Annotated in this window: 21 protein-coding genes; 8 read left to right on the top strand and 13 right to left on the bottom strand. The window is 73.2% G+C overall.

What is annotated here, in order from left to right:
• Window positions 1-14: 14 nt before the first annotated feature.
• Window positions 15-752: a 3-keto-5-aminohexanoate cleavage protein gene (locus ACZ4V1_RS27590; RefSeq protein ID WP_468340965.1), complete on the top strand. Its 738-nt coding sequence runs from the start codon at window positions 15-17 to the stop codon at window positions 750-752.
• A 23-nt stretch (window positions 753-775) separates the two neighbouring features.
• Here ACZ4V1_RS27590 and soxR read toward each other — a convergent pair whose 3' ends face one another.
• Window positions 776-1330, bottom strand: coding sequence for a redox-sensitive transcriptional activator SoxR (soxR, locus tag ACZ4V1_RS27585; RefSeq protein ID WP_468340962.1), 555 nt, complete (start codon window positions 1328-1330; stop codon window positions 776-778).
• A 140-nt stretch (window positions 1331-1470) separates the two neighbouring features.
• Between soxR and ACZ4V1_RS27580 the strand changes: the two genes are divergently transcribed.
• Window positions 1471-1932: a MaoC family dehydratase gene (locus tag ACZ4V1_RS27580; protein ID WP_468340959.1), complete on the top strand. Its 462-nt coding sequence runs from the start codon at window positions 1471-1473 to the stop codon at window positions 1930-1932.
• Here ACZ4V1_RS27580 and ACZ4V1_RS27575 read toward each other — a convergent pair.
• The 3 genes from ACZ4V1_RS27575 to ACZ4V1_RS27565 all read right to left on the bottom strand — a co-directional run bounded on the left by ACZ4V1_RS27575 (window position 1923) and on the right by ACZ4V1_RS27565 (window position 4215).
• Window positions 1923-2567, bottom strand: a complete 645-nt coding sequence (locus ACZ4V1_RS27575; RefSeq protein WP_468340956.1) for a TetR/AcrR family transcriptional regulator — start codon at window positions 2565-2567, stop codon at window positions 1923-1925. The genes ACZ4V1_RS27580 and ACZ4V1_RS27575 overlap by 10 nt on opposite strands.
• Before the next feature lie 85 nt (window positions 2568-2652).
• Window positions 2653-2943, bottom strand: a complete 291-nt coding sequence (locus tag ACZ4V1_RS27570; protein ID WP_019325286.1) for a YiaA/YiaB family inner membrane protein — start codon at window positions 2941-2943, stop codon at window positions 2653-2655.
• Window positions 2944-3063: 120 nt separating this feature from the next.
• Window positions 3064-4215 carry an acyl-CoA dehydrogenase family protein gene (locus ACZ4V1_RS27565; RefSeq protein ID WP_468340953.1) on the bottom strand — a complete coding sequence of 384 codons (1152 nt, stop codon included), beginning with the start codon at window positions 4213-4215 and terminating at the stop codon, window positions 3064-3066.
• Between the two features lie 156 nt (window positions 4216-4371).
• Between ACZ4V1_RS27565 and ACZ4V1_RS27560 the strand changes: the two genes are divergently transcribed.
• From ACZ4V1_RS27560 to ACZ4V1_RS27550, 3 genes are all read left to right on the top strand, one after another.
• Complete coding sequence (locus ACZ4V1_RS27560; RefSeq protein ID WP_468340950.1) at window positions 4372-5013, top strand: TetR/AcrR family transcriptional regulator; 642 nt, start codon at window positions 4372-4374, stop codon at window positions 5011-5013.
• Between the two features lie 47 nt (window positions 5014-5060).
• The gene (locus tag ACZ4V1_RS27555; RefSeq protein ID WP_468340947.1) at window positions 5061-5774 is read left to right on the top strand and encodes an ArsR/SmtB family transcription factor; all 714 of its coding nucleotides are present in this window, start codon (window positions 5061-5063) and stop codon (window positions 5772-5774) included.
• Window positions 5775-5859: 85 nt separating this feature from the next.
• A complete protein-coding gene (locus tag ACZ4V1_RS27550; protein WP_468340945.1) occupies window positions 5860-6816 on the top strand; it encodes a DMT family transporter in 957 nt (318 codons plus the stop codon).
• Here the strand turns inward: ACZ4V1_RS27550 and ACZ4V1_RS27545 are convergent.
• The 9 genes from ACZ4V1_RS27545 to ACZ4V1_RS27505 all read right to left on the bottom strand — a co-directional run bounded on the left by ACZ4V1_RS27545 (window position 6808) and on the right by ACZ4V1_RS27505 (window position 19674).
• Window positions 6808-8130, bottom strand: a complete 1323-nt coding sequence (locus ACZ4V1_RS27545) for an MFS transporter (protein ID WP_468340943.1) — start codon at window positions 8128-8130, stop codon at window positions 6808-6810. The two genes, ACZ4V1_RS27550 and ACZ4V1_RS27545, sit on opposite strands and share 9 nt — an antisense overlap.
• Window positions 8131-8529: 399 nt before the next feature.
• Window positions 8530-9627, bottom strand: a complete 1098-nt coding sequence (locus tag ACZ4V1_RS27540; protein ID WP_468340940.1) for a zinc-binding dehydrogenase — start codon at window positions 9625-9627, stop codon at window positions 8530-8532.
• Window positions 9628-9647: 20 nt separating this feature from the next.
• Window positions 9648-11036, bottom strand: coding sequence for an aldehyde dehydrogenase family protein (locus tag ACZ4V1_RS27535; RefSeq protein ID WP_468340937.1), 1389 nt, complete (start codon window positions 11034-11036; stop codon window positions 9648-9650).
• Window positions 11037-11160: 124 nt separating this feature from the next.
• On the bottom strand, window positions 11161-12498 hold the full coding sequence (locus tag ACZ4V1_RS27530; protein ID WP_468340934.1) for an ABC transporter ATP-binding protein: 1338 nt from the start codon (window positions 12496-12498) through the stop codon (window positions 11161-11163).
• Between the two features lie 348 nt (window positions 12499-12846).
• A complete protein-coding gene (locus ACZ4V1_RS27525) occupies window positions 12847-14094 on the bottom strand; it encodes an MFS transporter (RefSeq protein ID WP_468340931.1) in 1248 nt (415 codons plus the stop codon).
• A gap of 75 nt (window positions 14095-14169) precedes the next feature.
• On the bottom strand, window positions 14170-15642 hold the full coding sequence (locus ACZ4V1_RS27520; RefSeq protein ID WP_468340929.1) for a CitMHS family transporter: 1473 nt from the start codon (window positions 15640-15642) through the stop codon (window positions 14170-14172).
• Between the two features lie 151 nt (window positions 15643-15793).
• Window positions 15794-18031 carry a molybdopterin oxidoreductase family protein gene (locus tag ACZ4V1_RS27515; RefSeq protein WP_468340926.1) on the bottom strand — a complete coding sequence of 746 codons (2238 nt, stop codon included), beginning with the start codon at window positions 18029-18031 and terminating at the stop codon, window positions 15794-15796.
• Window positions 18032-18416: 385 nt separating this feature from the next.
• Window positions 18417-19034 carry a TetR/AcrR family transcriptional regulator gene (locus ACZ4V1_RS27510; protein ID WP_468340923.1) on the bottom strand — a complete coding sequence of 206 codons (618 nt, stop codon included), beginning with the start codon at window positions 19032-19034 and terminating at the stop codon, window positions 18417-18419.
• 64 nt (window positions 19035-19098) lie between these two features.
• Window positions 19099-19674 carry a hypothetical protein gene (locus ACZ4V1_RS27505; RefSeq protein WP_468340920.1) on the bottom strand — a complete coding sequence of 192 codons (576 nt, stop codon included), beginning with the start codon at window positions 19672-19674 and terminating at the stop codon, window positions 19099-19101.
• 181 nt (window positions 19675-19855) lie between these two features.
• Between ACZ4V1_RS27505 and hmgA the strand changes: the two genes are divergently transcribed.
• Genes hmgA through ACZ4V1_RS27490 form a run of 3 tightly spaced genes read left to right on the top strand, consistent with a single transcriptional unit; the run spans window position 19856 to window position 23131 of the window.
• Window positions 19856-21172 (top strand): homogentisate 1,2-dioxygenase, encoded by a 1317-nt coding sequence (gene hmgA, locus ACZ4V1_RS27500; protein WP_468340917.1) that lies wholly within the window; start codon window positions 19856-19858, stop codon window positions 21170-21172.
• A 26-nt stretch (window positions 21173-21198) separates the two neighbouring features.
• Window positions 21199-21948, top strand: coding sequence for a GntR family transcriptional regulator (locus ACZ4V1_RS27495; protein WP_468340914.1), 750 nt, complete (start codon window positions 21199-21201; stop codon window positions 21946-21948).
• Window positions 21949-21970: 22 nt separating this feature from the next.
• Window positions 21971-23131, top strand: a complete 1161-nt coding sequence (locus ACZ4V1_RS27490; protein WP_468340911.1) for a type ISP restriction/modification enzyme — start codon at window positions 21971-21973, stop codon at window positions 23129-23131.
• The last annotated feature ends 39 nt before the right edge of the window (window positions 23132-23170 follow it).

Raw genomic sequence — 23170 nt, 5'->3', positions numbered from 1 at the left:
TGCACCATGGGGGAATGGTGCAGGTCTGCGTGAACGGAGCCCGTGGAGGCGCCGACGGCGCTGTCGTGCCGCTGTCGCCGGAGGCGATCGCCGACTCCGCGGCCGCAGCGGTGGCCGCCGGAGCCGCGGATGTCCATGTGCATCCCAAGGCGCCGTGCGGACGGGACACGTTGTCGCCCCGCGTCCTCGCGGCCACGCTGGACGCGGTGCGGGCGCGGGTGCCCGCGTCGGTGCCGGTCGGCGTGACGACGGGCGCCTGGGCCGAGCCCGATCCGGCCGCGCGGGCCGCCCGGGTACGGAGCTGGACGGTCCTGCCCGACCACGCCTCGGTCAACTGGCACGAGCCCGGCGCCGAGGAGGTCGCCGCCGCCCTGATCGAGCGCGGGGTGGACGTGGAGGCCGGCCTCTGGTCCGGCACGGACGGGGTGGCACGGTTCCTGCGCTCGCCCCTGGCGGCGAAGGTACTGCGCGTGCTGGCGGAGGTCACCGACACCGACCCGTCGACCGCCGAGGACTCCGCGCGCACCCTGCTGACCGGCCTCGGCGGCGCCCACGGCCGCCCCGTCCTGCTCCACGGCGAGGAGACCGGCGCGTGGCCGGTCCTGCGCCTGGCCGGCCGGCTGGGTCTGGCGACCCGCGTCGGCCTGGAGGACACCTTGTCCCTCCCGGACGGACGCCGGGCCGCGTCCAACGCCGAGCTGGTCACCGCGGGACTGACGGAGTGGGCCTCGGCGCGGCGGGGCGGCAGGTGACGCGGGGCCGGGTCATCCGGCCGTCAGTCGCAGCACCCCTCCTCCGTCGCAGGTCCGCGGCTCGCAGGTCCGCGGCTCGCGGGGGCGCGGCTCGCGGGGGCGCGGCGGCCGGCGGCGGAGGCGGCACGCCCAGCCAGCAGGCGGGAGCCCGTGAGGCGTTCACCGAAGACGTCGTCGGGGTTGGACAGGACGCAGGTGTCCAGGGACAGACAGCCGCAGCCGATGCAGTCGGTGAGGTGGTCGCGCAGCCGGCTCAGCTGCTTGATCCGCTCGTCCAGTTCGGAGCGCCAGGACTCGGAGAGCCGGGCCCAGTCGTCCTCGGTGGGCGTGCGCCCCTCCGGCAGCTCGGCGAGCGCCTCGCGGATCGTGGCGAGCGGGATGCCGACACGCTGCGCCGCGCGCACGAAGGCGACCCGGCGCAGCGCGTCACGGCCGAAGCGGCGCTGGTTGCCCGAGGTGCGGCGACTGCTGATCAGGCCCTTGGACTCGTAGAAGTGCAGGGCGGAGACGGCGGCGCCACTGCGCGCGGCGAGCTGGCCGACCGTGAGCTCGTGAATCTTCTCGGGAATCTGAGGCACTCCTCGAACCCTACCGACCCCGTCACCCGCGAGGACTCCCCGGTCCGTTGACACGGGCTTCACGGGCGACCATGCTAAGCAGTCGCTTAGAGTCGCGTGAGCGGTCGGGCAGGCAGTCGAGCGAGCAGAGAGGCCGGGACATGGCAGAGCCGAGGATCTTCACATCCGCCGACGACGTGAAGGCGGCGGTGGGCGAGCAGCTTGGGTACACCGACTGGCTGGACGTCGACCAGAAGCGGATCGACCTGTTCGCGGAGGCGACCGGCGACCACCAGTGGATCCACGTGGACCCGGAGAAGGCGGCCGCGGGCCCGTTCGGCACCACCATCGCGCACGGCTATCTGACCCTGTCCCTGCTCCCGCTCTTCGGGCCCCAGCTGATCAGGGTCGAGGGCGTGAAGATGGGCGTCAACTACGGCACCAACAAGGTCCGCTTCCCCTCCCCCGTCCCGGTGGGCTCGCGGCTGCGCGCCACGGGGACGATCACCGGCGTCGAGGACGTCAAGGGAGGGATCCAGGTGGCCGTCGCCTTCACCGTGGAACGAGAGGGCGGCGACAAGCCGGTCTGCGTCGCCGAGTCGGTCTCGCGCTACTACCTCTGAGCGGAGCCGGACGGTTCGGCTCCCACCATCCGCAGCACGAGGCCGGCGTAGAGCGCGCCGACCTCGTCGGGGGTCCGGGGGCCGTTCACGTTGAACCAGCGGGCCACGTCGATGCAGAGCGACAGCACGGCCAGTGTCGTGCCCTTGACGTCCGGTACGTCGAACTCGCCCGTCGCCACGCCGTCCTCGATGATGCCGCGCACCGCGGCATCGCACTGCCGGCGCAGCGTGAGGATCTCGTCGCGGGCCTCGGGGCCGAGCGCGTCCAGCTCGTACTGCACCACCCGGGCGGTCGTGCGTCGCCCGGCGTGCCAGCGCACGAAGGAGCTCACGGCGTCGGCGAGCCGCTCGGCGGCGCCGCCCTCGCCCTGGGCCGCGGCCCGCAGGATGGCGACCGCCCGGTCGTGGCCGATCCGGCTGATGCGGTGGAGCAGCTCTTCCTTGGTCTTGTAGTGGATGTAGAGCGCGGCCGGGCTCATGCCGGCCCGACCGGCGATGTCGCGGGTCGTGGTCGCGTGGTACCCGCGCTCGGCGAAGGCCTCCACGGCGGCGACCAGGAGCCGCCGGGCCGCCTCCGGGGTGACCTCTTCCCACGGCTCGATGTCGCCGCCCGTCGTCTCGGCCGCCGTACTCATCGCTTGTTCGCCCCTCTCGGTGACAGGAGCTCCACCATACCGCCGAAGCTGAGCGGGCGCTTAGGGCAACCACCGGGCGGGCGCGTCACCCGAGCTTCTCGAAGGGGTCGTGCTCGGCGAGGAGCTTCTCCAGCCTGGCCTGGTCGACGCGGCTCACGATCTGACCGGCCTCCTGACGGTCACGGATGATCTTGGCCAGCGTGAAGGCCGAAGTGACGAGGTACAGGACGGCGACGGCGAGGAAGGCACGCACCCAGGCGTCCGCCTGAAGGTTGTAGATGCCGACGGCGGTGGCGATCATCGCCACCGCGAACGAGGCCACGGCCTGCCCGTAGAAGGCCGCCGTACTCTGCTGCTTGACCGGTGTGTCACTCATGGGGACAAGGGTCGGCGGACGCGGCCGGGGCCACATCCGCCGAGGTACTCAGTCCGGGTACTCAGTGTTCAGTTCAGGTGTTCAGTTCAGGTGCTCGGTTCAGGTGCTCGGTTCAGGTGTTCAGAAGGCCGAGACCCCGGTCAGCGCTCGCCCGATGACCAGCTTCTGGATCTGACTGGTGCCCTCGTAGAGGGTCATCACGCGGGCGTCGCGCAGCAGCTTGCCGGCCGGGTACTCGTCGATGTAGCCGTAGCCGCCGAAGACCTGGAGGGCGTTGTTGGCGGCGCGGACGGCGGCCTCCGAGGCGAACAGCTTGGCCTTGGAGGACTCGACGGTGAAGGGCTGCCCGCGGTCGATCAGGTCGGCGACCCGCCAGGTGAGCAGCCGGGCCGCGTCCACGTCGAGGGCGATGTCGCTGATCAGCTCCTGCACGAGCTGGTGGTGGGCGATGGTCTTCCCGAACTGCTCGCGCTCGCCCGCGTACCCGACGGCCGCGTCCAGCGCGGCCTGGGCGATGCCGACGCAGCCCGCCGCGACCGACATCCGCCCCTTGGCGAGGGCCGACATGGCGACCGAGAAGCCCTTGCCCTCGGGGGCCAGCATCGCGGAGGCGGGGACGCGGACGTCCTCCAGGACCAGCTCGGCGGTGGCCTGACCGCGCAGCCCGAGCTTGCCGTGGATGGTGCGGCGGGTGAGGCCGGGGGTGTCGGTGGGCACGAGGAAGGCGGAGACGCCCTTGTGGCCGGGGGCGTCCGTGGAACGGGCGAAGAGCAGGACGACGTCGGCCCAGGTGCCGTTGGTGATGAACATCTTGGTGCCGTTGACGACGTAGTCGTCGCCGTCGCGCACCGCACGGGTCGACAGGTTGCCGGCGTCCGACCCCGTGCCGGGCTCGGTCAGGCCGAAGCAGCCGACGTACGCGCCGGAGGTGAGGCCCGGCAGCCAGCGCCGCTTCTGCTCCTCGTCGCCCCAGGCCGCGATGGTCTTGGCGACCAGTCCGAGGGAGACGGACACGATCCCGCGCACGGAGCTGTCGCCCCGCCCCAGCTCCTCCGTCACCAGGCAGTACGCGAGATGGTCGCCGCCGGAGCCGCCGTACTCCTCGTCGACGGTGAGCCCGAGGAAGCCGACCTCGCCGAGCTTCTTCACGATCGACCGGTCCACCTCCTCGGCGCGGTCCCAGGCGACGACGTGCGGGGCGATCTCGCGCTCCACGAAGTCCCGCGCGAGCCGCCGCACAGCGCTCTGCTCCTCGCTGAGCTCCAGATTCATGCCGAGTCACCCCACAGAAGACGGACTTGGGAAACGCCCCTCGAGACACGCACCTCGGGACACACCCCGAGACACGGGCCTTGAAAGCCGGACCTTGAAAGCCGGACCTTTAAATTAGCACTGCTAGTTTACGGTCGCAGCCCTACTATGTGCGCCATGGCCCGACCGCGCAAGCCCCTGCTCAGCACCGACCGGATCGTCGAGACGGCCCGCGCGCTGGTGGACGCGGAGGGCCTCACGGCCGTCTCCACGCGCCGGCTCGCCGCGGAGCTGGGAGTCAGCGGGCCCTCGCTCTACAACCACTTCCGCACCAAGGACGAGATCCTCGAGGCGGTCGCCGACTCGGTGAGCGCGCAGGTCGACCTGTCGATGTTCGAGGACGGCCGGGACTGGCGCACGGCGCTGCACGACTGGGCCGTCTCCTACCGGGCGGCACTGCGCGACCACCCCAACATCGTCCCGGTACTGGCCCACGGGCCCGGCCGCCGCCCGGCCGCACTGCACCTCGCGGACGCCGTCTACGGCGCCATGGTCGCGGCGGGCTGGCCCCCGGCCCAGGCCACGTCCATCGGCGCGCTGATGCGGTACTTCATCATGGGCTCGGCGCTGGGTTCCTTCGCCGGGGGCTTCGTCGACGACGCCGGCGCCTACGACCCCGCCGACTACCCGCACCTCCAGCAGGCCCACCTCCTGGCCGAGCAGCAGGAGAAGATCGACGAGCGGGCCTTCGAGACCGGGCTGACGGCGCTGCTGGACGGGCTGGCGCAGCAGTACGCGCAGGTGACGCGGGGCGCCTGAGGACACTTCGGCGCCCGCCGAACCGTGCGTACCGCATCCTGGAACGCATGACCGACAAGGACGCCCAGGCGCCCGGGCTCGCGCGGCTGGCCGGGCTGATCGCCGACGAGACCAGGGCCGCCTGTCTCCTGGCGCTGCTCGACGGGCGGGCGTGGACCGCCGGTGAGCTGGCCCGGCACGCGGGAGTCGCCGCGTCCACGCTGAGCGAGCACCTGGGTAAGCTCGTCGCGGGCGGGCTGCTGGCCGAGGACCGGCAGGGGCGGCACCGTTACGTGCGGCTGGCCGACGAGCGCGTGGCACAGCTGGTGGAGGACCTGACGGCGCAGGTCGCGCCCGGGGCTGCGGCACGGCGTCCGCGCTCGCTGCGGGCGTCGGGCGCCGGGTCGGCGATGGCCCGGGGCCGCACCTGCTACGACCATCTCGCCGGACGGCTCGGCATCACGGTCACCGACGCGCTGACCGGGCGCGGGCTGCTGCGTCAGGACACCGGCTTCGCGCTCACGGACGCGGGGCTGGGCTGGTTCGAGGCCGCCGGCATCCCCCTCGCGCCCACCGGTCGCCGGCCACTGGCCCGGGCCTGCCTCGACTGGACCGAGCGCCGTCCGCATCTCGCGGGCGTCGCGGGCGCGGCCCTGTGCCGGCACGCCCTGGACACGGGCTGGTGCGTGCGCATCGGGTCCGGGCGGGCGGTGAAGGTGACGCCGTCGGGCGAGAACGCGCTGTCCGAGCTGCTGGGCGTCGACCCGGCAGGGCTGCGCTGAGCACCGCTTCCCCGGCCGAAATCCGCCGGCGGGGGCCCACGACTCCGGCAAGATCCAAACGACACCCCCCAGCCTCAGGAGCACGATGAGCACCGCCCGTCCCGGCCCCTTCCGTCGTCCGGAACTGCTCGCGGCAGGCGCCGCCACGGTCACCGTCGTCCTGTGGGCCTCCGCCTTCGTGTCGATCCGCGCCGCGGGCGAGGCGTACTCGCCGGGCGCGCTGGCGCTCGGACGGCTGCTGGCGGGCGCGCTGACGCTCGGCGCGATCTGTCTGCTGCGCCGGGGGGGACTGCCACCGCGTCCCGCGTGGCGGGGGATCGCGATATCGGGGGTGCTCTGGTTCGGCTTCTACATGGTCGCCCTGAACTGGGGCGAGCAGCAGGTGGACGCCGGTACGGCCGCCCTCGTGGTGAACGTCGGGCCGATCCTGATCGCGCTGCTCGGCGCCCGCCTGCTCGGGGACGCGCTGCCGCCGCGACTGCTGGCGGGGATGGCGGTGTCGTTCGCCGGTGCGGTGACCGTGGGCCTGTCGATGTCCGGCGAGGGCGGTTCCTCGCTGTTCGGGGTGGTGCTGTGCCTGCTGGCCGCCGTGGCGTACGCGGGCGGGGTGGTGGCGCAGAAGCCCGCGCTGGGACACGCGAGCGCGCTTCAGGTGACGACGTTCGGGTGCCTGGTCGGGGCGGTGCTCTGCCTGCCGTTCACGGGTCAGCTGGTGACCGAGGCGGCCGGCGCGCCCGTCTCCGCGACGCTCAACATGGTGTACCTGGGCGTGTTCCCGACCGCGCTGGCGTTCACGACGTGGGCGTACGCGCTGTCCCGTACGACCGCGGGCCGCATGGGCGCGACCACGTACGCCGTGCCCGCGCTCGTCGTCGTGATGTCGTGGCTGGCGCTGGGCGAGGTGCCGGGGCTGCTCACCCTGGCGGGCGGCGCGCTGTGCCTGGCGGGCGTGGCGGTGTCCCGGTCCCGGAAACGGACGCGGGCCGCGACCCCGGACGAGGTCACGGGGGCGCGGCCCGAGAACGCCTCGCGGTCAGCGTGAACGCGCCCTGTCGGCCAGCACCTTGATGGACACCAGGGCGATCACCGAGAGGCCGATGATGTAACCGGAGACGGCCATCGAGGTGCCCGTCGCCTCCAGGAGCAGCACCATGACGAACGGGGCGAGCCCGCCCCCGCCGACGGCCGCGATCTGGTAGCCGAGCGAGGCGCCGGTGTAGCGCATCTCCGGCGTGAACAGCTCGGCGAACAGCGCGGCCTGGGGGCCGTACATGATGCTGAGGAAGCAGCTGGCGACGAAGGTGCCGACCGCCAGCCACACCAGTGAGCCGGTGTCGATGAGCAGGAACAGCGGGACGGCCCACACCGCGATGCCGACCGCGCCGACGGTGTAGATCCGGATGCGGCCGAACCTGTCGGACAGGGCGGCGGCGGCCGGGATCAGCACCAGCTGGGTGAGGCTGACGCAGAGCGAGACGGCGAGCACCGCGCCGTGTTCCATGTCCAGTTCGCGGGTGGTGTAGTCGAGGACGCCGGTGATGAGGATGTAGAACGTCGCGGTGTTCACGGCGAAGGAGCCGCCGGCCAGCAGCACGGTGCCGAGGTGATCGCGCATGATCGCGCGCAGCGGTGAGGGCTGCTCGCCCCGCTCCTTCTCGGCCAGCGCCCGCTCGGCCGCCCGGAACTCGGGGGTCTCCTCGACGCGGGTGTGGATGTACCAGGCGAGGCCGAGGACGAGCAGACCGACCACGAACGGCACCCGCCAGCCCCAGGCCTCGAAAGCCGACTCGGAGGTGAACGCGCCGGCCAGCAGGAAGACGGTGTTGGCGGTGACCACGCCGATGGGGACACCGAGCTGGACGACGCTGCCGTAGATGCCGCGCTTGCCCTCGGGGGCGTACTCGGTGGCCAGCAGCATCGCGCCGCCCCACTGGGCGCCGACGGCGATGCCCTGGACGATGCGCAGGAGGACGAGCAGGATCGGGGCGGCCACGCCGATGGTCTCGTACGTGGGCAGCAGACCGATGCCCGTGGTGGCCACGCCCATCAGGGTGAGCGCGAGGACCAGCATCGGCTTGCGACCCCTCTTGTCGCCGAGCTGGCCGGCGACGACGCCGCCGATCGGCCGGGCGAGGAATCCGACGGCGAAGGTGGCGAAGGCGGCCAGGACCCCGGCGGTGGGACTGCCGGCCGGGAAGTACAGGTCGCCGAGGACGAGGGCGGCGGCGATGCCGAAGACGAAGTAGTCGTACCACTCGACGGCCGACGCGAGGGCCGCTGCGGTGGCGACGCGACGGCGGTTGGGGGCGGCCGGGGCGGTGGTGGGGAGGGGCTGAGCGGAGGGGGTGGTGTCCATACGTGCACGCTCCGGTGGTGCGGGGGGACGTCGGGGACGTGTGGGACGTTCCCGGGAACGTACTGACCGGACGGTATGTGGTCAACGGGCGTGCGGGATGTTTGCCGAACGGTGATCGTGGCGCCGCGAGGGACGGTGGGAGGGGCGGTGGGAGGGGCGGTATGAGGAGCCGCATGGGGGCGGTGCTGACGGCACGCGGGCACGGGTGACCGAGGTGTCTGCCCCCGGGACGCGCGGGCACGGGGGGCCGGGGCGTCTGGCCCCCGGGACACACGGACACGGGCGACCGAGGCACCTGGCCCCCCGGGACACACGGACACGGGCGACCGAGGCACCTGGCCCCCCGGGACACACGGACACGGGGGGCCAGACGCCCCGGCGTGTTTTCGGTGCGGGCGGCTAGAACACCACCAGCGCCCGCCCGCCCTTGCCCGCGAGCATGTTCTCGAAGGCGGCCGGGATCCCGTCGAGGGCGATCCGCTCCGTCACCAGGGCGCCGAGGTCCAGGCGTCCGGCCCGGACGTGTTCGGCCAGCACCGGGAGGTCGCGGGCCGGATCGGCGTTGCCGTAGACGCAGCCGGAGAGTGTGCGGCCCCAGTGGAAGATCTCCAGGGCGTTGAAGGTGACCTGCTGGTCCTTGCCGCCGATGCCGACGACCGTGGTACGTCCGCCGCGCCGGGTGGAATCCCAGGCGGTGCGGATGGTGGCCGCGCGGCCGACGCACTCGACGGCGACGTCGACGCCCTGCCTGCCGGTGAGGGCGCGGATCTCGCGGGCGGTGGTGTCGGAGGCGATCAGGTAGTCGGTGGCGCCGGCCGCGCGGGCCAGCTCCTCCTTCTCCGGGGACACGTCGACGGCGACGATCTTCGACGCGCCGGCGATCCGGGCCGCCTGGAGGGTGGCGAGGCCCACTCCCCCGACGCCGAACACGGCGACCGTCTCGCCCTCGCGGACCTTCGCCGAGTGGTGGACGGCACCGTATCCGGTCAGGACGGCGCAGCCGAGCAGGGCGGCGTCGACGAGCGGGATGCCGTCGGGGCAGGGCAGCACGCAACCGGCGTCCACCACCGTCTCCTCGGCGAACGCGGCGACGTTCAGGCCGGGGTGCAGCTCGCTGCCGTCGTCGGCGCGGCGGGCGTGCGTGTTCGCGGCGCCGTCCAGGGCGTTCGCGCACAGCCACACCTCGCCGAGCGAGCAGGCGTGACAGGCGCCGCAGGACGGGGCCCAGTTGAGGACGACGTCGTCGCCGGGCGCGACGTGGGTGACGTCCTCGCCGACGGAGAGGACCGTGCCGGCGCCCTCGTGGCCGAGGACGGCGGGGAGCGGCACGCGCATGGTGCCGTTGGACAGGGACAGGTCGGAGTGGCAGACCCCGGCGGCGGCGAGCTTCACCCGGACCTGCCCCGGGCCGGGCTCGGGCAGCTCGATCCCGGTGACTTCCAGCGGGGCGCCTACGGCGGGTACGACGGCGGCACGGACAGCGGTACGGACGGCCATGACGTGGACTGCTCCCTGGCTCAGAACTGGAGGGACTTGGTCTGGAGGTACTCGGCGAGGCCGTGCGGGCCGAGCTCACGGCCCACGCCGGACTGCTTGTAGCCGCCGAAGGGCGCCAGCGGATTGAACCGGCCGCCGTTGACGTCGACCTGGCCGGTGTCCATGCGGCGGGCGAAGGCGACCGCCTCCGCCTCGTCCCCGGCCCAGACGGCGCCGGAGAGTCCGTAGACCGTGCCGTTGGCGATCCGCAGGGCGTCCTCCTCGTCCTCGTAGCGGAGGATGGACAGGACCGGCCCGAAGATCTCCTCCTGGGCGATGGCCATCTCCTCGGTCACGTCGGCGAAGACCGTCGGGCTGACGAAGTAGCCCTGCTCTCGCGGGGCTTCCGGGCCGCCCGCGACGAGGCGCGCGCCCTCGGCCACGCCCTTCTCGATGTACCCGCGCACGCGCTCTCGCTGCTTGGCGTTGACGACCGGGCCGATCCGGTCGCCGTACTTGGCGGCGGCCTCCGCGGCCAGTCCCACGGCCTCGTCGTACCGGTCGGCGTGCACCAGCATGCGGGTCCAGGCGCTGCACGTCTGACCGGAGTTGGACATGACGTTGGCGACGCCGACGTTGACCGCCTTGGCCAGGTCGGCGCTCGGGAGGATGACGTTGGCGGACTTGCCGCCGAGTTCGAGGGCGACCTTCTTGACGGCGGCGCCCGCGGTGGCGCCGATCCGCCGGCCCACGGCCGTGGAGCCGGTGAAGGAGACCAGGTCGACGCCGGGGTGCTCGGCGAGGGCCTGCCCGGCGACCGGGCCGAGGCCGGTGACGAGGTTGAAGACGCCCGCCGGGACGCCGGCCTCGTGCACCGCCTCCGCGAAGAGCTGGGCGGTGAGCGGGGTGTCCTCGGCGGGCTTCAGCACGATCGTGCAGCCGGCCGCGAGCGCCGGGGCGGCCTTGGCGACGATCTGGTGAAGGGGGTAGTTCCAGGGGGTGATGGCGCCGACCACACCGATCGGCTCGTGATGGACGACGGAGTTGCCGATCTTCTCCTCGAAGGCGTACGTCGCCGCCAGCTCGGCGTAGGAGCCGGCGACCGCGATCGGGGCGGCGGCGTGCACGGCCTGCGAGAACTTCAACGGCGAGCCCAGCTCGGCGGTGACCGTCTCGGCGATCTCGTCCTTGCGGGCCACCAGTACGTCCCGCAGGGCGGCCAGGCGTGCGGCCCGCTCGGCGGGCGGGGTGGCGGCCCAGCCCGGCAGGGCGGCGCGGGCGGCCCGTACGGCGGTGTCGACGTCCAGGGCGGTGCCGGCGGGGACCTTGCCGATCACCTGCTCGTCGGCCGGGTTCACGACCTCGATCGTGTCCCGTCCGTCGGCGGGCCGCCAGGCTCCGTCGATGTACATGCCGTCGTGTGCCTTCATCGCGTTCCTTCCGGGCGGGCCTCGTCGTCCGACGCCCCAAACTAGCGCCGATAGTTTTACGGCACCAGGGGCGGCCACCATGGTGGCGAGACTCACCCTCCGGGCGGGCCCTGCCCCGGGGGAATCACTCCTCCAGGTCCGGCAGCCGCGCCGGGGCGGGGCAGATCCGGTCGCCGTGCTGGTCGAAGACGAACAGGTGGGCGAGATCGACGAGGAGGGGGATCTGCATGCCGTGGCGCAGGTCGATGTCGGGGGTGGTCCGGACGATCAGGTCGCCGGGGAGGCGGCCGTCGGGGGCGGCGACCGCGGGCGTGTCGTCCTCTTCTTCGTCCATGACCACCACCGGTCCGGCACGCAGGGCGCCCGCCCGTTCCCGCAGCCGGTGCAGGACCGTGCCGTCGCGGCGGCGACGCCTGGCCGGGCGGGCGGCGAGGCGCGGAGCCTCCAGGTCCGGTACGACGGCCGGCCGCGAGCCGGTGTTGAGGTGGACGAGAACCTCGTGGCCCTGGAACTCGACGTGCTCGACGAGGCCGGTGAGCAGCACCTCGCCGGGGCGGGCGGAGGCGGGCTTCGCGATCCGGACGGCCTCCGAGCGCAGACCGACGATCACCTCGCGGCCCTGCTGGACGCGGAGCAACTGGTGGTCCAGGGAGAGCGGTTCGGGCAGGCGCAGGAACTGCTTGCCCAGGCTGATGGTCATCGCGCCGTCGAGCGGCGCACGGACGAGGCCGCGCAGCAGGTTGATGCGGGGGGTGCCGATGAAGGCGGCGACGAAGACGTTGCGGGGCAGGGCGTACACGGCGCGCGGGCTGTCCAGCTGCTGGAGCACGCCGCCGCGCAGGACCGCGACGCGGTCGCCGAGGGACATGGCCTCGGACTGGTCGTGGGTGACGTAGATCGTGGTGACGCCCAGTTCCCTGGTCAGTCTGGTGATCTCGGCGCGCAGATGGTTGCGGAGCTTTGCGTCGAGGTTGGACAGCGGCTCGTCCATGAGGAAGGCGCTGGGGTGGCGGGCGATGGCCCGGCCCATGGCCACGCGCTGGCGTTCGCCGCCGGAGAGCTGGGCGGGGAAGCGGTCGAGGAGGTCCTCGATGCCCAGCATGCGGGCGGTGGCGTCCACGCGGGGCCCCGGGTCCGTCTGCGGGGCCTCCACGCGCAGCGGGAAGCCGATGTTCCCCCGGGTCGTCATGTTCGGGTACAGGGCGAAGTTCTGGAAGACCATCGCCATCCTCCGCTCGGCGGGGAGCAGGTCGTTGGCGTACGCGCCGTCCAGCAGCAGCTGCCCGTCGGTGATCTCCTCCAGGCCGGCGATCATGCGCAGCACGGTGGACTTGCCGCAGCCGGAGGGGCCGAGCAGGACGAGGAACTCGCCGGGCGCGATGTCCAGCGACAGCCGGTCCACCACGCGGACGCCTCGCGCGTAGGTCTTGCTCACGTCGTGCAGGGAGATGGCGCGTGTCATGGGAGGTGCCCCCGGGGCTCACTGAGCGCTGGTGCTCCGCGGTCGGACGCCCTCGTGCGGTCGTACGGGGCGTGTGAGTCACGGAAGTTAACGGAATGTGCGCGGCCGGGGGAAGACGCTGGACCACATCTCGGGGCCACCGTCCATCTGGTGAGAAAGCGGACGGCCGGATTCAGAGGCGACCCCACGCCCGACCGCCCGACCACAGGCACGCCCGCAGGCACGCCCGACCGCACGCCCGACCGCCCGCGCGGCGCTGGACGTGCGCGCGGCGCCGCCGGGCAGGCGAGGGGCCCGGGCAGGCGAGGGGCCCGGGTAGGCGAGGGGCCCGGGTAGGCCGTCCTGGCCCTACCGGGCCGTCCGGCCGGGCGCCCGGCGGCGAGGGGTGTCCTCGGGCCCGTCCTCGGTAGGGGGCCGGTCCCCCACCGGGCCCGTGGAGGGGGCGCGCAGGGCGATGCCCGAGGACAGGAGCAGCAGGCCGCCGAGCATCACGAACGGCGCGGCCACGCCCGCGACGCCGGCGATCAGGCCCGCCGCGGCGGGTGCGGCGACCTGGCCGAGGCGGTTGCCCGTCAGGCGCAGGGCGAGGGCGGTGGAGCGGGCTCCGTCGGGGGCCGCCTGGACGACGGTCGTCATGGACAGCGGCTGGCCGACACCGAGGCAGAAGCCGAGGACGACCAGCATCAGCGCGAGCCCCCACACCGGCACCGGCAGCGCGACACCGGCGCACAGCAGGGCGGCCAGCAGACAGGTGACCGTGAGCAGCGCGGTGCGGCCGAGCAGCCGCAGCAGGGGCGTCAGCACCAGCCGGCAGGCGATCGTGGCCGCCGCACGGAGGCTGAGCAGTAGGCCGATCACGGCCGGGGAGATGCCCCGGTGCTCGCCGACCACCGGCAGGTAGGCGGTGAGGATGTCGGTGGCGGACAGGACGGACAGGCTGATCAGGATGCCCGCGGGCACGCCACGGGCGCGCAGGATGCTCCCCACGGGCACGCGCGCCCCTTGCGCCCCGCGGGTCTTCGCGGCCGTCGGGTGCTCTATGCGCCACAGCGACGTGAACGCGACCGCCGCGCCCGCCCCCGCCACCACCAGGGCCAGGGCGCTGCTGCCGGCCATGTCGTGGCCGCCGATCAGCGCGCCCGCCGCGATCGGCCCGACGAGCTGGCCGAGCGAGGCGCCGATGGTGAAGTGGCCGAAGTTGCGGTCCTGTTCGTGCGGCGCGGACTGGCGGGCCACCAGTGACTGGGCGCCGATGACGAAGCACAGGTGTCCGAGGCCCATGACGCCGCTCCACAGGGCCATCGCCCACAGGGAGCCCGCCACACCGCTCAGCGCGCAGCCGCCGGCGATGAGGACCACGCCGACGGGCAGCAGCGGCGCACAGCGGCCGTGGTCGGTGCGGCGGCCGAGCGGGACGGCGGCGAACAGCGGCAGCAGCGCGTACACGCCGGCGATGACGCCGACCGCCCGCTCGTCCGCGCCCAGCGCGAGGGCCCGGTAGGAGACGGCGGGCCGCGCCATCGACACCGCCCCCTGCGCGAAGCCGAAGGCGATGACGAGGCGGAGCAGCCAGCCGCGGTTCCCACCGGGCGCCATGATCGTGTGTCCTTTCCCGACGGCCTGGTCCCGGACGACTCGGTGAACGGGTCCCCCAGACGGCCGGTCCGATGATCAGATGATGCCGAACAGGATGCCCGCCGCGAGAATCACCAGGCTCGTCAGGACCGCCCACTTCACCACGAACCGCGTGTGGTCGCCGAACTCGACCTTGGCCATGCCGACCAGGACGTAGACGGCCGGAACGAGCGGGCTGGACATGTGCAGCGGCTGACCGACGATCGAGGCGCGGGCGATCTCCAGCGTCGACACGCCGTGCGCCTGACCGGCCTCGGCGAGCACCGGCAGGACACCGAAGTAGAAGCCGTCGTTCGACATGAAGTAGGTCAGCGGCAGGCTCAGCAGGCCGGTGACGAGGCCCATCTGCGGGCCCATGCCGTCGGGGATGGTGTCCACGAGCCAGTTGGCCATGTGGTCGACCATGCCGGTGCCGGTGAGGACGCCGGTGAAGACGGCGGCGGCGAAGACCATGCCGGAGACGTTGAGGACGTTGTCGGCGTGGGCCGCGATACGGGCCTTCTGGTCGGGGATGTGCGGGAAGTTGACGGTGAGCGCGAGCGCGGCGCCGAGCAGGAAGAGCACCGGGATCGGCAGCAGCTCCATGATCATGGCGGTGAGCAGCACGAGCGTGAGGAGCGCGTTGAACCAGTACAGCTTGGGGCGCAGGGTGGACCGGTTCGGGTCGAGGCCCTTGAAGTCGTCGTCGGGCTCACCGTCCTGGGCGGCGTCCTGGGGCCCGCCGGCGCCCGCGGAGGCCTTCCCCGCACCGCCGCCGGAACCCGCGGCCGAACCCGGACCGGCAGCCGGACCGGCGCCCGCATCCGCCCCCGCGCCGGAACCGGCACCGGAACCGGCGCCGACCAGCACCGTCTCGCTCTCCGGCTCACGCACCAGCGCCTCGTCCAGCGTCAGCGTGCCCAGCCGCCTGCGCTCACGCAGGCCCAGCACGTACGACAGGGCGATGACCGCGAGCAGACCGACGGCCAGGGCCGGGATCATCGGGACGAAGATGTCGGTGGCGTCGACCTTCAGCGCGGTGGCGGCGCGGGCGGTGGGGCCGCCCCAGGGCAGGGTGTTCATCACACCGTTGGCCATCGCGGCGACGCCGGTCATCACCACCAGGCTCATCTTCAGGCGCTTGTACAGCGGGTACATCGCCGAGACGGTGATCATGAAGGTGGTGGAGCCGTCGCCGTCCAGCGAGACGATCCCGGCCAGCAGGGCCGTACCGACGACGATCCGCATCGGGTCGGCCTTGCAGAACTTCAGGATGGCCCGGACGATCGGGTCGAAGAGCCCGACGTCGATCATCACCCCGAAGTAGACGATCGCGAACATGAGCATCGCCGCGGTGGGGGCGAGGCTGGACACGCCGTCGATGACGTAGTCACCGAGCTCGGCGCCCTTGCCGACGAACACGCAGAACAGCGCGGGAATCAGCACGAGCGCCGCGATCGGCGACATCTTCTTCATCATGATCAGGACCAGGAAGGTCGCGATCATGGCGAAGCCGAGGATGGTCAGCATGAGTGAGTACCTAACGTTCGCCCTTGAACATCCCACCGGGGCAGGCGGTGCGAGCGACGTTAGGTGCCGCGAAGCAGCGTTAACAAGACGTTGACATGCGAGCAATAAGCGCAAAACTCCAGGTCACAGCTTTGTGCATGTCGGCGGCTGGTCAGGCCCGGGCCACCGGGGCGAGCTCGACGGGTACGCCGTTGAGGACCGCGTTGCCCGAGAGCGGGTCGAGCATGCTGCCGTCGAGGAGCTGGTTGACGTTGACGCCCGGCTCGGTGGCGGCGTGGGTCAGGCGGGTGCCGGGACGGTCGTGGCCCCAGCCGTGCGGGAGGCTGACCACGCCCGGCCGGACGGCGTCGGTGATCTCGACGGGGGCGGTCACCTCTCCCCCGGCGCCCTTGACCCGCACCGGCTCCCCGGCGCGCACGCCGAGCCGTTCGGCGTCGTCGGGGTGCAGGTGCAGGGTGCAGCGGTTGGAGCCGCCGGTGAGGGCCGGGACGTTGTGCATCCAGCTGTTGTTGGACCTCAGGTGGCGGCGGCCGACCAGGACGAGCCCGTCGGGGCGCTCGGCCAGGGCCTGTCGCAGGCGCGGCAGGTCGCCGGCGATCGGGCCCGGCAGCAGTTCCACCTTGCCGCTGGGTGTCTTCAGCGGTCGCGGCAGGCGCGGGCGCAGCGGGCCGAGGTCGATGCCGTGGGGGTGGTCGAGCAGCCGCTGGAGGGTCAGCCCGTCGGAGCGTACGCCGAAGCCGTCGCCGTAGGGGCCGAGGCGCAGCATCAGGTCGAGTCGGCGCTCGGGGCCGTTCTCACCGGTGAGCCGTGCGGTCAGCTCGCCCGGGTCGCGCCCGTGCACCGGGGAGTGCGGGTCCCGTACGGCCTTGCCGAGGGTCTGCTCGATCACCATGGCGTCGACGGCGCCCGGGTCGGCGCCGTGCGCGCCGGTGGCGGCCAGGGTCAGCCGGGCCAGGATCTCGGTCTCGGCCATGCGGCCGGGCTCCAGCGGGACGGCGGGGCGGGTGTAGCGGACCTGGTTGCGCACGGCGAGGGTGTTGAACGCGAAGTCGTGGTGCGGACTCTGGGCCGGCGGGGGCGGCGGCAGGACGACGTGGGCGTGACGCGAGGTCTCGTTCAGGTAGGGGTCGACGCTCACCATGAAGTCGAGCGAGTCCAGGGCCTTGTCGAGCCGGTCGCCGTCGGGTGCGGACAGTACGGGGTTGGCGGCGACGGTGATCAGCGCGCGTACCGGCTCGCCCGCCTGGGTCGCGGTGTCGATCTCCTCGGCGAGGGCGGACAGGGGCAGCTCGCCCTTGGCCTCGGGGTGCCCGCTCACCCGGGAGTGCCAGCGGCCGAGCGCGAAGCCGCGGCCGGGACCGGCGGGGCGGGGCGTCCTGTCGGTGGCCGCCTGTGGGAAGAGGGCGCCGCCGGGCCGGTCGAGGTTGCCGGTGAGGATGTTGAGTACGTCCACGAGCCAGCTGGCGAGCGTGCCGTGCGGGACGGTGCAGCTGCCGATGCGGCCGTAGACGGCGGCGGTGGGGGCGGCGGCGAGTTCACGGGCGAGGGCGCGCGTCACCCCGGCGTCCACGTCACAGGCGGCGGCGACGGACTCCGGGGTGAAGTCCCGTACGGCGTCGGCGAGTTCCTCGACGCCCTCGACGTGCGGGACCAGTTCACCGAGGTCCACCAGGTCCTCTTCGAACAGGACGCGGGCCATCGCGGCGAGGAGCAGGGCGTCGGTGCCGGGGCGGATCGCCACGTGCCGGTCGGCGAGCTTCGCGGTGCGGGTGCGGCGCGGGTCGATGACGGTGAGGGTGCCGCCGCGGGCCCTGAGGGCCTTGAGGCGGCCGGGGAAGTCGGGCGCGGTGCACAGACTGCCGTTGGATTCCAGCGGGTTGGCGCCGATCAGGAGCAGGTGGTCGGTGCGGTCCAGGTCGGGCACCGGGATGGCGTTCGCGTCGCCGAAGAGGAGCCCGCTGGAGACGTGCTTGGGCATCTGGTCGACCGTCGACGCGGTGAAGAGGCTGCGGGTGCCGAGGGCGCCGAGCAGGACGCTCGGGTAGAGCGCGCCGGCCATGGTGTGCACGTTGGGGTTGCCGAGGACGATGCCGACGGCGTGCGGCCCGTACCGGTCGACGGTGGTCCTGATGCCGGCGGCGACCGCGTCGAACGCCTCCTCCCAGGTGGCCTCGCGCAGCTCGCCGTCCCTGCGCACCAGGGGCGCGCGCAGCCGGTCGGGGTCGGAGTCGACGGCGCCGAAGGAGGCGCCCTTGGGGCAGATGAAACCGCGGCTGAAGACGTCGTCGCGGTCGCCGCGGGCGGCGGTGACCGTGGTGCCGTCGATGGTGAGGGCCAGGCCGCAGGTGGCCTCGCACAGGGGACAGATACGCAGGGCGGTGCGGGACATGGGTCCTCCCGTAGGGCGGCGGGCAGCGGCGCTCTCTCGCGGTGAGCATACCGACCGGTAGGCATGTTGGGCAGTCCCGCGCCGAAGGCCGTACGGGACGGCCCGCCGATCGAGCATGGGCGGCCTGCCGGTCGGCCACGGGCGGCCCGCCGGTCGGCCACGGGCGGCCCGCCGGTCGGCCACGGGCGGCCCGCCGGTCGAGCGCGGGCGGCCCGCCAGTCGGGGGCAGGCGGTCGCCGGTCGAGCGCAGGCGGTCGCCGGTCGGGGGCAGGCGGCCCGCCAGTCGGGGGCAGGCGGTCCGCCGGTCGAGCGCAGGCGGTCCGCCAGTCGAGCGCAGGCGGCCCGCCGGGCGGGTGCGCGGTCGCCGGTCGAGCACGACGGCCCGTCAATCCAGTACGCGCCCCAGATAGGCCCGCAGCAGTTCCCGGGCCTCCTCGATGATCCTCTCGTCCCCGCCCGGGGCGACGCGGAAGGCGAGTTGCACGAGGGTGTCGGCCGTCTCCACGGCAACGAGGAAGGTGCGGCGCAGATCGTCGTCGGGGCGGCGGCCGAGGTAGCCGGAGAGCAGTTCGGTGAGCCGGTCGGCGACCCGGTGGTTCGGGACGGCGTGCCGGCCGCCGACCGGGATCTGGTTGCCGAAGTCGATCAGGGAGAAGCCGGGTGCGGTCCGCTTCATCGCCAGGTACTCGTCGAGCACCGCGTCCAGCGCCCCGCGCCAGCCGCCGTCGGCCGTCTCCGCCAGCCGCTCGGTCACCCGCTCGGCGTAGCGCTCCAGGTTGCGCTGGGCCAGCGCGTCCGCCATCTGCCGCTTGTTGCCGAAGAAGCGGTACACCGAGCCGATGGGGACGTCCGCGCGCATCGCCACCGCCCGGGTGCTCAGGGCGTCGTAGCCGACCTCGTCGAGGAGGTCTGCGCAGGCGTCGAGGATCCGGGTCAGCCGTTCGGCGCTGCGCCGCTGCACGGGGGCTCGGCGGAGCGAGGTCGCGTGGGACACGGTCTTCATGATGCCCTTCCGCCGCGGTCCGGTGAACTGTGACCTTCAGTACGGCGGTGGCCGACGGCTGCACTCACCGGGCCGCCGTGCGTGCGGGCGGGGCCTGGTCGCCGATCTCCTCGGGCTCCGTCGCCTCCGTCGGCTCCGTGTCCGACGCGGTGATGTCCGCCGTGCTCTCGACGGGCTTGCCGTCGACGGCCCAGACGGTGCCGTCGTCGGCGTACAGCCGGACCGTGAGCTGGTGGGTGCCGCGCGGGAGGTCGGCGGTGAGACGGTACTCCGGGCCGCGCAGGCGGGTGAGGAGGTCGCCGTCGAGGAAGAGATGGGCGACGCCGCGGCCGGCCACCGCCTTCGCCTCCGTCCCGGCCGGCGAGAACCGGAAGTCTCGGACGGTCAGGCGCACGTCCCAGCCGTCGTCGTTCTCGGGCTGCACCTCGATGCGGACCGCGGGCGCGCGCTCGCCGTCCACCTCCCGGTAGCGCCGGCCCTCCTCGTCGGTGGTGTCGAGCAGTCTGCCCACCGGCGTGGCCGAATCCCGGCCCTCCGGTTCGCCCGTCCCGCCCGTATCACCGGAGCCACAGCCCGCGGGTCCGGTCACCAGCAGGACACAGACCGCGAGCAGGGCGAGTACTCCCCGCGTCCACGACATGACGGGAGACTAGAACACCGGTCCGACTGTCCGGATCCCCCGGGGGCTGATTCCGGTCATCCTTCCGGTGAACGGCCGGGAAGGATCGGAGCGGAGCCGGAACCTCCGTACGAGCTCTTGCGCGCGGGAAACCGCAATCCTACGGTGTCCCATAGGAATCGGGTTTGCGAGGGAGCGATCAATGAGCGGGGACGCGCGGAAGACCGCGGAGGGGCTGGCCTACCTGTCCGGTTTCGGCAACGAGCACAGCTCGCAGGCCGTTCCGGGCGCACTGCCCGAGGGCCGGAACTCGCCGCAGCGGGCGCCTCTGGGGCTGTACGCGGAGCAGCTGAGCGGCACGGCGTTCACGGAGCCGAGGGCGGACAACCGGCGTTCGTGGCTGTACCGGATCCGCCCGTCGGCCGCGCACCCCGCGTTCACCCGCGCGGGCAACGGCGCGATCCGCACGGCGCCCTTCACCCAGGCCGTGCCGGACCCGAACCGGCTGCGGTGGAACCCGCTGCCCGAGCCGGAGGCGGGGACCGACTTCCTGGCGGGCCTGTGGACGCTCGGCGGCAACGGCGACGTCACCCAGCGCACCGGCATGGCCGTGCACCTCTACCACGCCACGGCCTCCATGGAGCGCGTCTTCAGCGACGCCGACGGAGAGCTGCTGATCGTCCCGGAGCGCGGCGGGCTGCTGCTGCGCACCGAGTTCGGGCTGTTGCACGCCGAGCCGGGTCACGTGGCGCTGATCCCGCGCGGGGTCCGGTTCCGCGTGGAGCTGCTCGACGCGGACGCCCGGGGATACGTCTGCGAGAACTACGGCGCCCCCTTCCGCCTCCCCGAACTCGGTCCGATCGGCGCCAACGGCCTGGCCAACGCGCGGGACTTCATGGCACCGGTCGCGGCGTACGAGGACGTCGAGGGCCCCGTGGAGGTGGTCAACAAGTTCTGCGGCAACCTGTGGTCGGCCACCTACGGCCACTCCCCGCTCGACGTGGTCGCCTGGCACGGCAACCATGTGCCGTACGTCTACGACCTGCGCCGCTTCAACGTCATCGGGACCATCTCGTACGACCACCCCGACCCGTCGATCTTCACGGTGCTGACCTCCCCGTCGGACACCCCCGGCCTCGCGGGCGTGGACTTCGTGGTCTTCGCGCCGCGCTGGCTGGTGGGCGAGGACACCTTCCGGCCCCCGTACTTCCACCGGAACGTGATGAGCGAGTACATGGGCCTGATCGAGGGCGCCTACGACGCCAAGGCGGAAGGCTTCGTGCCGGGCGGCGGCTCGCTGCACAACATGATGTCGGCGCACGGCCCGGACCGGGAGACCTTCGACCGGGCGAGCGCGGCCGAGCTGAAGCCGCAGCGGATCGACGACGGGCTGGCGTTCATGTTCGAGACGCGCTGGCCGGTGACCCTCACACCCCACGCGGCCCGCGCCGAGCACCTGCAGCAGGGCTACGACGACGTCTGGCAGGGCCTGGAGCGTCACTTCCGCCCCTTGCACTGAGGATTCCCTACCGGTACGGATGGCCCGTGACCTCCTTCGCCCCGGACTCCATCGTCCTGAACCGCAAGCTGCCGCTGTGGTACCAGGTGTCGCAGTCGCTGCGCGCCTCGATACTCGGCCGCTCGCCCCGGGACCCGCTGCGGCTGCCCACGGAGGAGCAGCTGGCCGGTCACTACGGGGTGAGCGTGCTGACCATGCGGCAGGCGCTGAAGGAACTGGAGGACGAGGGGCTGATCACCCGCCACCGCAGGCGCGGCACGTTCATCGAGCCCGGCGCCCGGCGGGGCGCCCCGGTGCGGCTGCTGGGCTCGGTGGACGCGATCGTGGCCCAGCAGTCCGGCATGAAGGCCGAGCTGCTGGAACACGGTACCGGCCCGGTACCGCCCGAACTGGCCGAGTTCTTCCCGGACCTGGCCGAGACGGCGACGTACCACCGGCTGCGCTGCGACGAGAAGACGGGCGAACCCACCAACCACGCCCGCAACTACGTCCGCCCCGAGGTCGCCGCCCGCATCGACGTGGACGACCTGGCCCGCTGGCCGATGACCAAGGTGCTGCGGGACGTGGTGGGAATGGACATCAGCCGGATCACGGACACCGTGGAGGCCCGGCTCGCGGACCCGGAGACGGCGCGGCTGCTCGAAGTCCCGCTGCTCAGCCCGATCCTGCACTACACGGGCGTCACGTACGACACGGCGGGGCGGGTGCTGGACGTGGCGGTCATCCACTACCGGGGCGACCGCTTCTCCTTCACGGTCACCCTGGACGCCACGTGAGGCCGTGGCACCCCGTCGTACGATGCCAGGCGTGACGCACGACGACGCTCCGCCGCTGGCGGACCTCATGCCGTGGTCCGTCGCACCGCCGCGGCTCGGCCGGGGGTGGCCGACGGCACCGGACGCGGCGTCCCTGAAGGCCCGCTGGGACGCCCTGGTCAAGGCCGAGGGCCCGGACCGCGAGGCCCTGTTCGAGCCGACGCGCTCACGTTCGCTGCACACGGCGGTCGGGCGGCTGCCGGGCGGGGCCGGCGGCACGGAGAAGCTGGTGCGCGCCTCGGGGCCGTGTCCGGAACCGGTCCGTGTGCTGCGCGCGCCCTTCGACGAGCAGTGGCTGATTCCCGACCACCGGCTGATCGACGCGGCCCGGCCGGAGTTGTGGCGGGTGGCGGACGAGCGGCAGGTGTTCGTCGTGGAGGCGCCCGGCGCCGCCGGCCCTCCCCCGCTCCTCGCGACCTCTCGGTTGCCGCTGCTCGGCGGGGCCCGGGTGCGTCCGCTGTACCGCCGTCCCGGCGGCGCGGAGCCGAACCTGGCCCCCGGTCTCCTCGACCACCTGGCCGCCCGGCTGGGCCTGCGTCCCGAGCCGGCGGACGTGCTGGCCTGGGCGGTGGCGACCGTGCGGGAGGGGTCCCTGGTGCCGCTCACCGCCGACCCCGCGCTGTGGGAGCGCGGCGTCGGCCTCGGCAGGCGCGCCCTGTGGCTGATGCGCCGCGACGGCGAGCGTCCCAAGCTGCCCGGCGGTCGGCGCCCCTACGTCCGCGCCCCGCTGCCCGCCCGCCCGCTGGCCCTGCGCTACGACCGGGACGAGGAGGCCCTGTACCTGGACGAGGGCCGCGTCTCCCCCGTACCGCCCGGCGCCTGGGACTTCGAGGCGGGCGGGGTGCGGGTGCTGGAGCAGTGGTTCGCGGCCCGTACCGCCGAGGGCGAGCCGGGCACGCTGGCGGCGATCCGCCCGGCCACCTGGCCGCAGGCCTGGACGTCCGAGCTGCTGGAACTGATCACGGTCCTCGCGCTGCTCGCCGAAGTGCGGCCGCGCTGCCGGGAGCTGACCGTGACGGACGGGATCACGTCGGCCGAGCTGCGTGCGGCGGGGGTACTGCCGGTGCCCCCGGCGGCCCGCCGGCCGGCCTCCGTGCTGGACGGCCGGGAGGAGGGGCCGGAGGGGCAGCTGGCGCTGCTGTAGGCCCGCCTGACTCGGGCCGGTGTCCTCCCGCTCAGGCGA

It is taken from the genome of Streptomyces sp. NPDC028991 (assembly GCF_055564775.1).
This window is presented reverse-complemented; position numbering and strand designations above follow the sequence as displayed.

What these genes read in the sequence shown, in the direction of transcription:
- ACZ4V1_RS27505 (WP_468340920.1), bottom strand. Translation starts at nt 19,674, where the DNA reads ATGTCGTGGACGCGGGGAGTACTCGCCCTGCTCGCGGTCTGTGTCCTG.
- hmgA (WP_468340917.1), top strand. Translation starts at nt 19,856, where the DNA reads ATGAGCGGGGACGCGCGGAAGACCGCGGAGGGGCTGGCCTACCTGTCC.
- ACZ4V1_RS27555 (WP_468340947.1), top strand. Translation starts at nt 5,061, where the DNA reads ATGACCGACAAGGACGCCCAGGCGCCCGGGCTCGCGCGGCTGGCCGGG.
- ACZ4V1_RS27565 (WP_468340953.1), bottom strand. Translation starts at nt 4,215, where the DNA reads ATGAATCTGGAGCTCAGCGAGGAGCAGAGCGCTGTGCGGCGGCTCGCG.
- ACZ4V1_RS27530 (WP_468340934.1), bottom strand. Translation starts at nt 12,498, where the DNA reads ATGACACGCGCCATCTCCCTGCACGACGTGAGCAAGACCTACGCGCGA.
- ACZ4V1_RS27575 (WP_468340956.1), bottom strand. Translation starts at nt 2,567, where the DNA reads ATGAGTACGGCGGCCGAGACGACGGGCGGCGACATCGAGCCGTGGGAA.
- ACZ4V1_RS27570 (WP_019325286.1), bottom strand. Translation starts at nt 2,943, where the DNA reads ATGAGTGACACACCGGTCAAGCAGCAGAGTACGGCGGCCTTCTACGGG.
- ACZ4V1_RS27560 (WP_468340950.1), top strand. Translation starts at nt 4,372, where the DNA reads ATGGCCCGACCGCGCAAGCCCCTGCTCAGCACCGACCGGATCGTCGAG.
- ACZ4V1_RS27550 (WP_468340945.1), top strand. Translation starts at nt 5,860, where the DNA reads ATGAGCACCGCCCGTCCCGGCCCCTTCCGTCGTCCGGAACTGCTCGCG.
- ACZ4V1_RS27590 (WP_468340965.1), top strand. Translation starts at nt 15, where the DNA reads ATGGTGCAGGTCTGCGTGAACGGAGCCCGTGGAGGCGCCGACGGCGCT.
- ACZ4V1_RS27510 (WP_468340923.1), bottom strand. Translation starts at nt 19,034, where the DNA reads ATGAAGACCGTGTCCCACGCGACCTCGCTCCGCCGAGCCCCCGTGCAG.
- ACZ4V1_RS27545 (WP_468340943.1), bottom strand. Translation starts at nt 8,130, where the DNA reads ATGGACACCACCCCCTCCGCTCAGCCCCTCCCCACCACCGCCCCGGCC.
- ACZ4V1_RS27535 (WP_468340937.1), bottom strand. Translation starts at nt 11,036, where the DNA reads ATGAAGGCACACGACGGCATGTACATCGACGGAGCCTGGCGGCCCGCC.
- ACZ4V1_RS27515 (WP_468340926.1), bottom strand. Translation starts at nt 18,031, where the DNA reads ATGTCCCGCACCGCCCTGCGTATCTGTCCCCTGTGCGAGGCCACCTGC.
- ACZ4V1_RS27540 (WP_468340940.1), bottom strand. Translation starts at nt 9,627, where the DNA reads ATGGCCGTCCGTACCGCTGTCCGTGCCGCCGTCGTACCCGCCGTAGGC.
- ACZ4V1_RS27580 (WP_468340959.1), top strand. Translation starts at nt 1,471, where the DNA reads ATGGCAGAGCCGAGGATCTTCACATCCGCCGACGACGTGAAGGCGGCG.
- ACZ4V1_RS27490 (WP_468340911.1), top strand. Translation starts at nt 21,971, where the DNA reads ATGCCAGGCGTGACGCACGACGACGCTCCGCCGCTGGCGGACCTCATG.
- ACZ4V1_RS27520 (WP_468340929.1), bottom strand. Translation starts at nt 15,642, where the DNA reads ATGCTGACCATCCTCGGCTTCGCCATGATCGCGACCTTCCTGGTCCTG.
- ACZ4V1_RS27525 (WP_468340931.1), bottom strand. Translation starts at nt 14,094, where the DNA reads ATGGCGCCCGGTGGGAACCGCGGCTGGCTGCTCCGCCTCGTCATCGCC.